Annotated in this window: 12 protein-coding genes, 1 rRNA gene, 1 pseudogene and 1 other annotated feature; of the genes and pseudogenes, 13 read left to right on the forward strand and 1 reads right to left on the reverse strand. The window is 33.7% G+C overall.

The window, feature by feature from the left end:
* Positions 1-57: 57 nt before the first annotated feature.
* Positions 58-320: a sequence feature (23S ribosomal RNA rRNA prediction is too short), on the forward strand.
* A gap of 84 nt (positions 321-404) precedes the next feature.
* The 10 genes from rrf to HMPREF0446_RS01205 all read left to right on the forward strand — a co-directional run bounded on the left by rrf (position 405) and on the right by HMPREF0446_RS01205 (position 9,025).
* Positions 405-520: ribosomal RNA gene (rrf, locus tag HMPREF0446_RS01160) — 5S ribosomal RNA — on the forward strand.
* An 81-nt stretch (positions 521-601) separates the two neighbouring features.
* Positions 602-1,270, forward strand: coding sequence for a hypothetical protein (locus tag HMPREF0446_RS01165; protein ID WP_006703929.1), 669 nt, complete (start codon positions 602-604; stop codon positions 1,268-1,270).
* 207 nt (positions 1,271-1,477) lie between these two features.
* The gene (locus HMPREF0446_RS01170) at positions 1,478-2,239 is read left to right on the forward strand and encodes a ParA family protein (protein ID WP_006703930.1); all 762 of its coding nucleotides are present in this window, start codon (positions 1,478-1,480) and stop codon (positions 2,237-2,239) included.
* Entirely contained in the window at positions 2,232-3,134 is a 903-nt protein-coding gene (locus tag HMPREF0446_RS01175) for a ParB/RepB/Spo0J family partition protein (RefSeq protein WP_006703931.1), read from the forward strand. Before HMPREF0446_RS01170 ends, HMPREF0446_RS01175 begins: the two co-directional genes overlap by 8 nt.
* Positions 3,135-3,145: 11 nt before the next feature.
* Positions 3,146-3,349 carry a DUF951 domain-containing protein gene (locus tag HMPREF0446_RS01180; protein WP_020991252.1) on the forward strand — a complete coding sequence of 68 codons (204 nt, stop codon included), beginning with the start codon at positions 3,146-3,148 and terminating at the stop codon, positions 3,347-3,349.
* Positions 3,350-3,367: 18 nt separating this feature from the next.
* Positions 3,368-4,468, forward strand: coding sequence for a redox-regulated ATPase YchF (gene ychF / locus HMPREF0446_RS01185; RefSeq protein ID WP_006703933.1), 1,101 nt, complete (start codon positions 3,368-3,370; stop codon positions 4,466-4,468).
* Between the two features lie 27 nt (positions 4,469-4,495).
* Positions 4,496-5,173, forward strand: a complete 678-nt coding sequence (locus HMPREF0446_RS01190; protein ID WP_006703934.1) for a DUF1129 domain-containing protein — start codon at positions 4,496-4,498, stop codon at positions 5,171-5,173.
* Between the two features lie 105 nt (positions 5,174-5,278).
* Positions 5,279-7,108 (forward strand): DUF2207 domain-containing protein, encoded by a 1,830-nt coding sequence (locus tag HMPREF0446_RS01195; protein WP_006703935.1) that lies wholly within the window; start codon positions 5,279-5,281, stop codon positions 7,106-7,108.
* A 32-nt stretch (positions 7,109-7,140) separates the two neighbouring features.
* Complete coding sequence (locus HMPREF0446_RS01200) at positions 7,141-7,845, forward strand: O-methyltransferase (RefSeq protein WP_006703936.1); 705 nt, start codon at positions 7,141-7,143, stop codon at positions 7,843-7,845.
* Between the two features lie 163 nt (positions 7,846-8,008).
* Positions 8,009-9,025: a glycosyltransferase family 2 protein gene (locus HMPREF0446_RS01205; protein ID WP_006703937.1), complete on the forward strand. Its 1,017-nt coding sequence runs from the start codon at positions 8,009-8,011 to the stop codon at positions 9,023-9,025.
* 76 nt (positions 9,026-9,101) lie between these two features.
* Here the strand turns inward: HMPREF0446_RS01205 and HMPREF0446_RS01210 are convergent, their stop codons facing one another.
* A complete protein-coding gene (locus HMPREF0446_RS01210) occupies positions 9,102-9,983 on the reverse strand; it encodes an LPXTG cell wall anchor domain-containing protein (RefSeq protein ID WP_006703938.1) in 882 nt (293 codons plus the stop codon).
* Between the two features lie 307 nt (positions 9,984-10,290).
* Between HMPREF0446_RS01210 and glf the strand changes: the two genes are divergently transcribed.
* The 3 genes and pseudogenes from glf to HMPREF0446_RS01220 all read left to right on the forward strand — a co-directional run bounded on the left by glf (position 10,291) and on the right by HMPREF0446_RS01220 (position 12,953).
* Complete coding sequence (gene glf / locus HMPREF0446_RS01215) at positions 10,291-11,403, forward strand: UDP-galactopyranose mutase (RefSeq protein ID WP_006703939.1); 1,113 nt, start codon at positions 10,291-10,293, stop codon at positions 11,401-11,403.
* Positions 11,404-11,623: 220 nt separating this feature from the next.
* A pseudogene (locus HMPREF0446_RS08815) lies at positions 11,624-11,811 on the forward strand (ketopantoate reductase C-terminal domain-containing protein); the annotation flags it as partial.
* A 98-nt stretch (positions 11,812-11,909) separates the two neighbouring features.
* Positions 11,910-12,953, forward strand: coding sequence for a PTS sugar transporter subunit IIC (locus HMPREF0446_RS01220; protein WP_006703940.1), 1,044 nt, complete (start codon positions 11,910-11,912; stop codon positions 12,951-12,953).
* The last annotated feature ends 8 nt before the right edge of the window (positions 12,954-12,961 follow it).

Here is a 12,961-nt window from a genome sequence, read left to right on the forward strand (position 1 = left end):
GGTACGCGAGCTGGGTTCAGAACGTCGTGAGACAGTTCGGTCCCTATCCGTCGCGGGCGTTGGAAATTTGAGAGGAGCTGTCCTTAGTACGAGAGGACCGGGATGGACACACCGCTGGTGTACCAGTTGTTCTGCCAAGAGCATCGCTGGGTAGCTATGTGTGGACGGGATAAACGCTGAAAGCATCTAAGCGTGAAGCCCCCCTCGAGATGAGATTTCCCATCATTTTAAATGAGTAAGACCCCTGAGAGACGATCAGGTAGATAGGCTAGGAGTGGAAGTGCCGTGAGGCATGGAGCGGACTAGTACTAATCGGTCGAGGACTTAACCAAGGTTGAAGGTAAATGAGGAAAGTTTGGATATAGATTCAGTTTTGAGAGAGCGAGAGCTTTTTCAAAGAGAAGTGTGGTGACGATGGCAAGAAGGATACACCTGTTCCCATCTCGAACACAGAAGTTAAGCTTCTTAGCGCCGATAGTAGTTGGGGGTTTCCCCCTGTGAGGGTAGGACGTTGCCACGCTTCTGATTAGAAGGAGAATTTCTGGAAGGAAATTCTCTTTTTTTGTATACTATTTTTATAAACGATATTGGAGAATATAATATGAAAAAAGTAAATTTTTGGATGATTTGTTTACTAGGAGTTTTTCTAGTAGGTTGTAGTGAAGTAGTTGAAGATAAAGGTTTACAAGATAAATTAGTACAACAAGAAACACAAGTTAAAAATTATCATTTAACATTAAAACAAAATGAAGTAAAGAAAAAAGACGTAACAAGTTCGACTCAAGTCATTGCGAATGCTTCTGTTTGGAGTGATGGTACAGGATTTGGAACTCGTATTGATAAGACAGACGGTAAAGCTACGAATCAAATTGAAGTGATAAGTGAAGGTAGTAAAGGAGCTATTCGTTATTATCAAGATAAATGGGAGCCAACTATTTCTGCTCAATCAAGCTTACAAAATGTTATAGGATTTACGTATCACAGCGTATTACAACTAGCTCAAGATTTGTCAAATGTTGCTACGTGGCAATCAGATGGAAGTTTTGTGTATCAAGGTAGTGATTCTGTTGTACGATTAGCATTAGCTTCAATGAATATTCAAGTTCACGAGAATACGAAAATTACGGTGAAGATGAAAGCGGATGTTAAGACAAACATCATTCAAAGTTTTTCATTAATTTTAAATGAAGAAGACGAAACGATTCAAAAAACTTATGAAGTGATTTTTAATGGAATGAATCAACAACATAAGAAAGAATTACCGCTTTAGTAAGTTTCAAGTTACAAATAAATTAGTTAAAAAGATATTTCATGTTTCAATGGATTTCCAAGGAAAAGACTACTCATATTCCTGTTTTTTTGTTACAATAGGAATGGATAAATTTAAAGAATTGCGAGAAATGGAAAACATTTTGTAGACATGCGAGAGGGAGAATGCTTGCATTCTCCTTTTTTTATGAAGATTGGAGGTAAGACAATGGGAAGAATTATTTCAGTTGCGAATCAAAAAGGTGGAGTTGGTAAGACAACAACAACTGTCAGTTTAGCAGCTTCCCTAGCAAAACTTGGTCAAAAAGTTTTAATTATTGATAGTGACCCTCAAGGTAATGCCACTAGTGGTTTAGGGGTACAAAAAGCTGAGTTAGCTTATGATGTTTATGATGTTATTGTAAATGAAGTGAATGTTCATGAAGTAATTGTACCTACAACACGTGAAAATTTAATGATAGTACCTTCAACAATTCAGTTGGCAGGAGCTGAAATTGAATTAACAAATCAGACACATCGTGAACAAAAATTAAAACAAGCATTAACAACGATTCGTGATGAATATGATTATATTTTTATTGATTGTCCACCTTCTTTAGGACATTTGACAATGAACGCCTTTACTGCTAGTGATACTGTTTTAATTCCTGTGCAATGTGAATATTATGCATTAGAAGGATTATCTCAATTGATGAATACTATTACGATGGTTCGTAAACACTTCAATCCACAATTAAAAATTGAAGGTGTTTTACTAACAATGTTTGATGCACGAACAAACTTAGGTAATGAGGTAAAAGATGATGTCATCAAATATTTCAGAGAAAAAGTTTACCGTACTATTATTCCGAGAAATGTTCGTTTATCAGAAGCACCAAGTTATGGACAAGCCATTGTTGACTATGATCCTCGTTCTAGAGGAGCAGAAGTTTATCTCGAATTAGCAAAGGAAGTGTTATCAAATGGTTAAAAATCAAAAATCAAAAGGCCTAGGTCGTGGAATTGATGCACTTTTTGGTGGGAATTTTGATAGTATCGAAAATTTAGAAAAAGTAGATACAACGAATGAAACAGTTGAAGAAATTTCCATTAGTGAAATTCGTCCAAACCCGTATCAACCTCGAAAAGAGTTTAATGAAGAAGCTTTACAAGAATTAGCAGATTCGATTCGTGAACAAGGAGTTTTTCAACCGATTATCGTCCGGAAATCAAGTATTAAAGGCTATGAATTAGTAGCTGGAGAAAGAAGATTACGAGCTTCTAAACTTGCTGGAAAAGAAACGATTCCAGCTATTATTCGTGAATATAGCGAAGAAATTATGATTCAAGTAGCCGTTGTAGAAAATTTACAAAGGGAAGATTTACGACCAATTGATGAAGCATTAGCGTATAAATCTTTAATGGATGCGTTAAAATTAAATCAAGAAGAAGTCGCAAAAAAAATTGGTAAAAGCCGTCCATATATTGCGAATTTTCTTCGTCTATTATCACTACCATTAGAAGTTCAAACACAATTACAAGAAGGTCAATTATCAGTGGGGCATGCTCGAGCTTTATTAGGTTTGAAAAAAGCGGACAAAATCGTTCCTCTTTCTAAAAAAGTAATCGAAGAAGGAATGACGGTTCGAGCGCTAGAAGAATTGATTCAGACAATGAATGAGCCTGTTGAGAAAGTGAAGAAAATCAAAACAATTCAACCAAAACCAGCTTATATTGTAGAATCTGAAGAAAGATTAATGGATAAATTTGGAACATCTGTCCAAATCACTCCGAAAGGAGAACGTGGAAAAATCGAGATTGAATACCTTTCTCAAAAAGATTTAACTCGTATTTTAGATGTATTAGAAATTGAATTAGATGATTAGGAGTGAATAGAATGGCTATAGTGGAATATGCACTTGGGGATTGTGTGGAAATGAAAAAACCTCATGCATGTCAAACCAATTCATGGACGATCATTCGAATGGGAATGGATATTCGTATCAAATGTAATCATTGTGGGCAAATGGTCTTAATGCCAAGACGAGAATTTGAACGCAAAATAAAAAAAGTAACTTTGAAGAAAGAAAATAATGAATAGAAAGAGTGTGAAAAATACATGGCGTTAACAGCAGGAATCGTTGGATTACCAAACGTTGGGAAATCAACATTATTTAATGCAATTACAAAAGCAGGAGTAGAAGCAGCAAACTATCCGTTTGCGACGATTGACCCAAACGTTGGGGTAGTAGAAGTTCCAGATGAAAGACTTCAAAAATTAACAGAATTAGTAAAACCTAAAAAGACAGTTCCAACAACATTTGAATTTACTGATATTGCTGGGATTGTAAAAGGTGCTAGCCGTGGAGAAGGTTTAGGAAATAAATTCTTAAGCCACATTCGTCAAGTAGATGCAATTTGCCAAGTCGTGCGTTGTTTCGAAGATGAAAATATTACACACGTTGCTGGTAAAGTAGATCCAATTGCGGATATTGAAACAATTAATTTAGAATTAGTATTAGCAGACTTAGAATCAGTTGATAAACGAATTGCTCGTGTTGCTAAAATTGCCAAAACAAAAGATAAAGATGCAGTAGCAGAATTAGCAGTTTTAGAAAAAATCAAACCAGTACTAGAAGATGGTCAATTAGCACGTACGATTGAATTTACAGATGAAGAATTACCAATCGTGAAAGGTTTATTCTTATTAACAACAAAACCGATGTTATATATTGCTAATATTTCAGAAGATGATGTAGCAGAAGGTGGACATAATCAATATGTTCAATTAGTAGAAGAATATGCTGCAAAAGAAGATGCAGAAGTAGTCGTTATTTGTGCACGTGTAGAAGAAGAAGTTGCTGAATTAGAAGAAGAAGAAAAACAAGTTTTCTTAGAAGAAATGGGAATTGAAACTTCAGGTTTAGATATTTTAATTCAAAAAGCTTACCATTTATTAGGATTAGCAACTTACTTCACTGCTGGAGAACAAGAAGTTCGTGCTTGGACTTTCCGTAGAGGAATGAAAGCTCCACAATGTGCGGGAATTATTCACTCTGATTTTGAAAGAGGATTTATTCGAGCTGAAACAGTAGCTTATGCAGACTTATTAGAATTTGGTAGTATGGGTGCTGCTAAAGAAAATGGGAAAGTACGTCAAGAAGGAAAAGAGTATATCGTACAAGATGGCGATGTTATGCTTTTCAGATTTAACGTGTAATCATCATATCTTGTGGGGGATTGAATCATGACAGAAAATCAAACTGAAGTAAAAACAGTAGATATTACTACATTACGTAGTCAATTAACGAAAAAAAATGAACAATATGTATTACAACTAGAACGTTCTCTAAAAGAAGCTCAAGTGTCTAAAGCAAAAATCACTTCAACTTTAGAAGAAATGCTTCCTGTTTTAGTAGAAAAACAGAAAAAAGGTTTAACAGCTCGCCAATTATTTGGTACGGTGACACAACAAACACAATCTGTATTGGAAGGACCTAAAAAAGATCCAACTGTGAAATCACCAGATTGGCAAATTGCTGTAGATGGTGGATTAATGGTCGGAGGATTCTTCGCTTTAATCGCTGGAATTACTTTATTCTTAAATCCAGAACAATCAGAAGCGATGGGAGTTATTTCCTTAATCATGAACTTTGTAGTAGGTGGTTTAGCGTTATTAGCTTTATCTAAAGTAACTCCAGATATTAATCAACCAAAAGGAAAACGTGGCTATATTCGTTATTTAGTTGTTAGCTCATTAGTGATGCTTGCATGGTTAGTCCTTGTAATGGGAACACAATTGTTGATTCCGACAAGCATTAATTATGTTTTCCCAGCCATCATGTACTTATTTATTGGATCGGGCGCACTTGTTTTGAAATGGTATTTGAAAAAAACATTGGATATTCGAGGCGGTATTTTATAAGCATACTTTTGATGCTTTAAGGTTAATGAAACTTGATTAGGATAATGGAAGTGGGAGTAGAAATCTGTTATTTCATCCCACTTTCAGTGTATCGGAGGGAATAAGATGAAAGCATTGCGAAAAATTTTATATTGGTTCATGTTTTTGATGGTATCTCTATCATTTTTTACTTCGAAAGTTGAAGCTAAAGGTAAAAGTTTAGAAGTAACAAAATACAATATTGATGTTGATGTAAGACCAAATGGGGATGTTCGTTTCAAAGAAGAAATGACCTTTACTGCTAATGGAAGTTACAATGGTATTTTTTATAATTTAGATTATTTTGCAGAAAAAGAACCAAAAGATGTAACAGTTGATTTTAAAACAAGCGATGGAGAAGTTGTTACATTATTAAAAAGTGATACAGGGCATAATAGTACTTATTTAACAGAAACTCTTGGATCTTTATTAAAATTTAAGGTGTTCTTACCTTTCGCAGATAGTTCGAGAACAGTTGTTTTTAATTATACAATTCCACAGTTGATTAAAAATTATAAAGATACAGCGGAATTAAACCGACGAGTAGTTGGACAAGAGTGGGAAGTTACGCAAAAAAATATTCATGTTCATGTTAGCTTACCAGGTGCAGCAACAAAAGAAACATTAAGAGCTTGGGGACATGGAGGAATTGGTGGTAAGGTAGAAATTGATCCGGATTACAAAGGAGTTACATTTACCGTTAAGAAAAATGAACCAAAGAGTTTTGTAGAAACTCATATGCTATTTCCTGTAGAATTAACAAAAGATAATCCTGTGACAAACGATTTTAACGCTTTTGCTGGAATTGTAGACAGAGAAGAACAATTAGTGAAAAGGGATCAAGAGGAACGTTCTGTAAAATGGGCTGTAGCAGGTTTTGGAGGACTACTTAGTTTAGTCGCTTTAGTTTGGGCATTTTTCAAAGGAAATTTAGCAGATAAAAAACGTCTTGAAAAAGTACCGTTTGTACCAGAACATTTATATGAATTGCCAGAAGATTTGACTCCAGCCATTATGTCAGCAGCTATTTATGATGGTGTAACGATTGATGATTTTAGTGCAACGATAATGGATTTAGTACGTAAAAAAGTTCTAACGATGACGAGTGAAGAACCTTATATTTTAGAGTTGAAACAACATTCGTATCATTTACTACCACATGAACAATTAGCTTTAGATATTTTATTTAAAAAAATTGCTAAAGGAAACACTTTAGACTTAGATTTAGTTTCTGAATTTGCTGAGAATTGCCCAGAAAGATATACGGATATGCTAGATAATTGGTATGAAGGAGTAGATGATGCTGCTGATGAATATAGTGTTTATCGTTTCGAGGAGGGAGAAACTGCTCCAAAAGCCGAAGGTGCAAATCTTTTAGGGATAGCAGGATTTCTTCTATTTGTGGGTAGTGTATTTTGGGCTACTAAGAATCTGTTCCTGACAATTGTTGCAGGGATTATTAGTTTTATTATTTATCTTGTAACAGTTCGTTTTAGTAAATCAAATGCTCTACAAAGAAGCTTAAAAGGTGAATATGAATATCGTCGTTGGGAAGCATTTCGTCAAATGTTAATGGATATTTCTAGTTTAGATAGAGCTGATTTACCAAGTATTCAAATCTGGGATCATCTATTAGTTTATGCGATTTCTTTAGGAGTTGCTGAACAAGTCATTGAAGTATTAGAAGAAAAATTCCCTGATTGGATTCAAGAAAGTGTATTCTATTCACCAACCTATGGTTGGCAAATGGCTGTCTATAATGAGATTCTACAGGATTCATTCACTGATAGTTATCTTTCAGCAGTGGATGAAATTTCTTCAAGTTCCGATTCATCGAATAGCGGTGGATTTGGAGGAGGATTTAGTGGCGGAAGTTCGTTTGGATCTGGTGGAGGATCCGGCGGTGGAGGTTTCTAATTTCCTTATGATAAATAGATAAAGGAGCAAGTATGTTAAATGAAATGATGTTTCGACCAGTTGTTAAACCTGAAGTGGTCGAATATATGAGAAAAAGTCAACGTTTCTTTCCTGGTAAATTAGGAGAGTTAGAACAAATGGCGAATGATTTAGGAATTCCAATTATTCCTCATGAAACAGCGGTATATTTAGATTTCTTATTAGGCTTGTATCGTCCGACTCATATTTTAGAAATTGGAACAGCAATTGGGTTTTCGGCTAGTTTAATGGCACAATATGTACCAAAAGGCGGTTCTGTAACAACAATTGATCGATATGAATTAATGTATTCAAGAGCAAAAGAGAATTTTAAAAAATTAGGCATTGATGATGTTGTGACTCAAATTGAAGGGGATGCAGCACATGTGTTGCCAACTTTAGAACAACAATATGACTTTATTTTTATGGATAGTGCAAAAGCGAAATATATTGAATTTTTCCCTCATTGTATGCGAGTTTTAAAAACAGGTGGGGTATTGGTTGTTGATGATATTTTCCAAGGTGGAACAATTTTACAAGATGAAAGTGAAATTCCACGAAAAGTTCGAAAAATTCATCGTCGCCTAAACCTATTTTTAGACTTTGTTCAAAAAGATGAAGCGTTGAAATCCACTCTAGTTCCATTAGGAGATGGCATTATTATGATTCAAAAGTTAGAAGAAAAAGATTATCTTCCAATTGTTGAAGCTTTACTATAAAAATGAGACTCTTTCTTTTCTATAAAAGTAGAAAAGGAAGAGTTTTTTTGTGTTTGATAAAGAGAAAAGTGCAGATTAGAAATAAAATGTATATTTTATTGACAAAAAGGATATAAAAAATGGTAGAATAGATAAAAGAAATAGAACCCGAAAGGACTTAGAAATGAAATTACTAACAATAGCCGTTCCTTGTTATAATTCACAAGAATATATGCATTACTGTATCCAATCATTAGTGACTGGTGGAGACCAAGTAGAGGTCTTAATCATTAATGATGGTTCAAGTGATCATACAAAAAATATAGCAGAAAAGTTTGAACAACAATATCCAGGCATTGTCCGTGCGATTTCTCAAGAAAATAAAGGACATGGTGGTGCTGTCAATACAGGCATGCAACACGCAACTGGGAAATATTTTAAAGTAGTAGATAGCGATGATTGGGTCGATGTTCGTGCTTATTTAAAAATTTTAGAGCATCTGCAACAATTAGAAGATGCACAAGAAGAAGTTGATGTAGTCATTACAAACTTTGTTTATGAAAAAGAACAAGCTCGAAGAAAGAAAATTATGAGATATCAATCTTCCTTCCCAGAAAATAAAGTGTTTACTTGGGAGGATGCAAAGCCGCTTCGAAAAGGAAAGTATATGATGATGCATTCCTTAATGTATCGACTAGATATTTTAAAACAATCAAAATTACAATTGCCAGAACATACTTTTTATGTGGATAATTTATTTGTATTTATTCCATTGCAGTATTGTAAGAAATTGTATTATATCAATGTTGATTTTTACCGTTACTTTATCGGTCGAGAAGATCAATCCGTTAATGAACAAGTGATGATTCGCAGAATTGATCAACAAATTAGAGTGAATCAATTATTGATGGAAGCTTATCATAGTGATTGGGAATTTCCAAAAGTGTTAAACGATTATTTATTAAATCATTTAGAAATTACAACATTGATTTCTTGCGCCTTATTAAATAAAGCAGGTACACAGGAACACCAAGAGAAAAAGAAAGCTTTATTAGAAACATTAAAAGAAACTAATCTGACAGTTTATAAAGAAATTCGTAAAAATGTGATTAGTAAAATTGCTATGAACAACAATGAACCTGCTAGACAAATGTCGAATTTGATTTATACCGTAACTCAAAAAATAGTTGGATTTAATTAGAAAATCCCCAACGATTGGAGATAAGTCTCTATCGTTGGGGATTTTGTTTTGTTATTATTTGCTATTAGCAGAAGCTTCAGTTAGTAGTAGTAGGTTCTGTAGTAGTAGGTTCTGTAGTAGTAGGTTCTGTAGTAGTGGGTTCAGTAGTAGTAGCTTTAGTAGATTCAACTTCAGAAGCTTCGAAAATTGGTTCTGCGCTAGTAGCTTCAGTTGAAGTTGTAGTTGTTGTAGTAGGTTCAGTTGAAGTTGTAGTTGTTGCAGTAGTTACCGTAGCCTCAGTTGCAGTTCCAGCTGTTGTAGGTACTTGATATTCTGGTAATTCAGATTGAATCTCTGGAACACCTTTTTCTGTTGTAATTTCAGTCGTTTCACTTGTATTTGGAATAATAATATATCCAACTAAACAATATTCTTTTGTAGGAACAAATGTAGTTACTGGAATTGTTGTTACTTTTGTTTCATTTTGTGCCATCACATTTCTTAAATTATAAAGAGATGTCACAGAAGCTGTAATCAGTAATACCATCCATACTTTTTTCTTATGGTATTTAATCATAAGAAAAGCTAAAGCAACTAATACTCCTGCAGTTAAAACCATCGCTACGGATTTTTGTGTTCCGGTTTGTGGCAATGATTGTTTTACTTGAGCTTTTAAAACAGTTGTAAGAGTTGTTGTTTGTGGTGTACTTTCTGTTGTTTTCTTTTGCGATGCTTCATTTATAGAAGCAGTTGTTGTGTTTTTTGTTTCTGTAGTTGATGAATTTGTAGTCGACACAACTGAGTTAGGAACTATCGTAGAAGTAGTTGCAGTAGTTTCAATTGAAGTGCTAGCTGTTGTAGGGATTTCAATTGAAGGTTTATCTAAAACTTCAGGAACCCCTTTTTCAGTTGTGATTGTTGTTACTTCACTTGTTTTTTCTGGTTCATCTGGTAATTTACAGTGTTGTTTTGAATACACAAGAGTATAAGTAGTACCATCTTTAGGTAATTCATTTTCAGAATTTACGCGGATAATATTTTTTACTTGCCCTTGATTTAACGTTTCTAATTCAACGGTGTTAACTGCCTGTGCATAGATTGAATAATTTAAACCAGTAAATAACGCTGTTGTTAGAAATGTTGCTGATAATAATAGTTTTTTTTATCATAATTTCCTCCTTTTTATACGTTTAATATTTTATATAAATTAGGAATATCTGTCAAGGTGCTATTTGAATACATTTATGTTACAATATTATTAATAAACATATAAGGAGAATAAATAAATGGCATATGATTATTTAGTAGTAGGTGCAGGTTTGTTTGGTGCAACATTTGCACGTGAAGCTGCTAATCGTGGATTTAAAGTGAAAGTAATTGAAAAACGTTCGCATATTGCAGGGAATATTTATACAAAAGAAGTTGAAGGAATTCAAGTTCATGAATATGGAGCACATATTTTCCATACAAGTGATAAAAGAATTTGGGATTATGTGCACCAATTTGCTACATTTAATCGTTATACAAATACCCCTGTTGCGAATTTTAATGGTGAAATCTATAATTTACCATTTAACATGAATACTTTTAATAAATTATGGGGAGTTGTGACTCCGCAAGAAGCAGCAGCTAAAATTGAAGAACAACGAGCAGTATTAAAAGGAAAAACTCCTGAAAACTTGGAAGAACAAGCTATTTCTTTAGTAGGGGAAGATGTCTATTACAAGTTAATCAAAGGCTATACTGAAAAACAATGGGGACGTTCTGCTACAGAACTACCAGCCTTTATTATTCGTCGATTACCTGTTCGATATACGTATGATAATAATTATTTCAACGATACGTATCAAGGAATTCCAATTGGTGGATATACTCAAATGGTTAAAAATATGTTCAATCATGAAAATATTGAAGTGGAATTAAATGTCGATTTCTTTGAGAAAAAAGAAGAGTATTTACAAAGCGGCGTTAAAATTATTTTCACAGGAATGATTGATGAGTTTTTCAATTATGAATTGGGAACGTTAGAATATCGTAGTTTACGATTTGAAACAGAAGTGTTAGACACAGAAAACTTCCAGGGAAATGCAGTTGTGAATTACACAGATCGTGAAACTCCATATACTCGTATTATTGAACATAAACATTTTGAGTTTGGAACACAAGAAAAGACAGTTATTACAAAAGAATATCCATCGGATTGGGAAAAAGGTCAAGAACCTTATTATCCAGTCAATAATCAACAAAATAATGATCTATATTCTAAATATAAAAAGCTAGCTCAAACAGTACCACAAGTAATTTTTGGAGGACGTTTAGGTCAATATCGTTATTATGATATGCACCAAGTAATTGCAGCAGCTTTAGAAGTAGTCAAACAAGAATTTAAAGAAAAATAATCAACAAGGAGGACGTTTTCTAGGACGCCTCCTTGTTTTATTATAAAAATAGGATGAAGATAGCATAAATGGAAAGTTTCTGAAGTTTAATGTAATAAAGCTATTGTTCATAAATTTTCAAAGAGTTTTTACAGTACTTTTTCATTAATTTCAAAATTTGAAAAATATTAAACAAAACATGAAAGAAATTGTTGATTCCATTGAAATGAATTGTTATAATCGTGACACAATCGGTCTTCATCATCCATCAATGCATTAAGAGTTAATGTTGAATAATCGTTTGACGGAGATTGATTATATGAATGGAGCAGTGGTCAGAAAAGGTAAAAATACGGAGTTCCAACACTTTGTTGCGCCTTTTCAACATCATTGATTCATTGTAAAGAGCAAATTTTGAAAGCTCACTAATAAAAGGTAGAGAAAGAATAGAAATTGATTTGTGAAGTATTTCTGAAAAGTTTCAACAACTTTTATAAAGGAGTAGACAAAAAGAAAGAAGGGGTTATATGGAAGCTCAAGAAAAAATGACTGCAAAAGTCTTTATGAACAAAATCTTACAAGGAACTGCATTAGGGGTAATTATCGGTTTAATTCCAAACGCTGTATTATCTGCTATTTTAAAATATTTTAGTCAATATCCACTAGCAGTTCAAATCACACAAATTGCTGTAATTTTCCAATTAGCAACACCATTAATTATTGGTGCATTAATTGCTTTACAATTTGGTTTTAAACCAATGCCAATGATGGTTACAGCAGGAGCAAGTTTTGTTGCATCAGGTGTTGTAAAATTCAATCCAGAACTAGGGAAATATGTTGGAGCCGGTACTGGAGACTTAATTAATACAATGTTAACAGCTGCAATTGCGGTATTAGCATTAATGTGGATTAAAGATAAATTTGGTTCTACAGCTGTAGTTGCAATGCCAATCGTTGTCGGTGTAGGTGCTTCATTTATCGGTTTACAATTATTACCATTCGTTGCGAAATTAACAGCTGCAATTGGAGCAGTTATTAACGAATTCACTCACTTACAACCGATTTTAATGTCTATTTTAATTGTATGTTCATTTGCATTCTTAATTATTTCACCAATTTCAACAGTTGCGATTGGTTTAGCAATTCAATTAAATGGTGTGTCAGCAGGGGCTGCTGCGATGGGTGTTGCTGTAACAGCCGTAGTATTAGTGGTTCATTCATGGAAAGTGAATAATTCAGGAGTAACTTTAGCGATTGCTTTAGGAGCTATGAAATTAATGATGCCAAACTTATTTAAGTATCCAATTATTTTAGTTCCAACTTTAACAACAGCTGTTATTTCTGCAATTCCAGTTGCATTATTTAGTGTGAGTGGTACTCCTCAATCTGCTGGTTTTGGTTTAGTAGGTTTAGTAGGACCTCTAGCTTCTATCGATGCAGGATTAAATGTTGGGTTAGCAGTAGTTGTTTGGCTACTTGTACCAGTTGTTGCAGCATTAGCAACGAAATTTGTTTATGAAAATGTATTAAAATTATACGATTCTAATGTGGTATTTAAATTCCAACAATAAAAGGAATC

Origin of the sequence: Granulicatella elegans ATCC 700633 (assembly GCF_000162475.2) — a bacterium.
Classification (GTDB): domain Bacteria; phylum Bacillota; class Bacilli; order Lactobacillales; family Aerococcaceae; genus Granulicatella; species Granulicatella elegans.

What these genes read in the sequence shown, in the direction of transcription:
- HMPREF0446_RS01165 (WP_006703929.1), top strand. Translation starts at nt 602, where the DNA reads ATGAAAAAAGTAAATTTTTGGATGATTTGTTTACTAGGAGTTTTTCTA.
- HMPREF0446_RS01170 (WP_006703930.1), top strand. Translation starts at nt 1,478, where the DNA reads ATGGGAAGAATTATTTCAGTTGCGAATCAAAAAGGTGGAGTTGGTAAG.
- HMPREF0446_RS01175 (WP_006703931.1), top strand. Translation starts at nt 2,232, where the DNA reads ATGGTTAAAAATCAAAAATCAAAAGGCCTAGGTCGTGGAATTGATGCA.
- HMPREF0446_RS01180 (WP_020991252.1), top strand. Translation starts at nt 3,146, where the DNA reads ATGGCTATAGTGGAATATGCACTTGGGGATTGTGTGGAAATGAAAAAA.
- ychF (WP_006703933.1), top strand. Translation starts at nt 3,368, where the DNA reads ATGGCGTTAACAGCAGGAATCGTTGGATTACCAAACGTTGGGAAATCA.
- HMPREF0446_RS01190 (WP_006703934.1), top strand. Translation starts at nt 4,496, where the DNA reads ATGACAGAAAATCAAACTGAAGTAAAAACAGTAGATATTACTACATTA.
- HMPREF0446_RS01195 (WP_006703935.1), top strand. Translation starts at nt 5,279, where the DNA reads ATGAAAGCATTGCGAAAAATTTTATATTGGTTCATGTTTTTGATGGTA.
- HMPREF0446_RS01200 (WP_006703936.1), top strand. Translation starts at nt 7,141, where the DNA reads ATGTTAAATGAAATGATGTTTCGACCAGTTGTTAAACCTGAAGTGGTC.
- HMPREF0446_RS01205 (WP_006703937.1), top strand. Translation starts at nt 8,009, where the DNA reads ATGAAATTACTAACAATAGCCGTTCCTTGTTATAATTCACAAGAATAT.
- glf (WP_006703939.1), top strand. Translation starts at nt 10,291, where the DNA reads ATGGCATATGATTATTTAGTAGTAGGTGCAGGTTTGTTTGGTGCAACA.
- HMPREF0446_RS01220 (WP_006703940.1), top strand. Translation starts at nt 11,910, where the DNA reads ATGGAAGCTCAAGAAAAAATGACTGCAAAAGTCTTTATGAACAAAATC.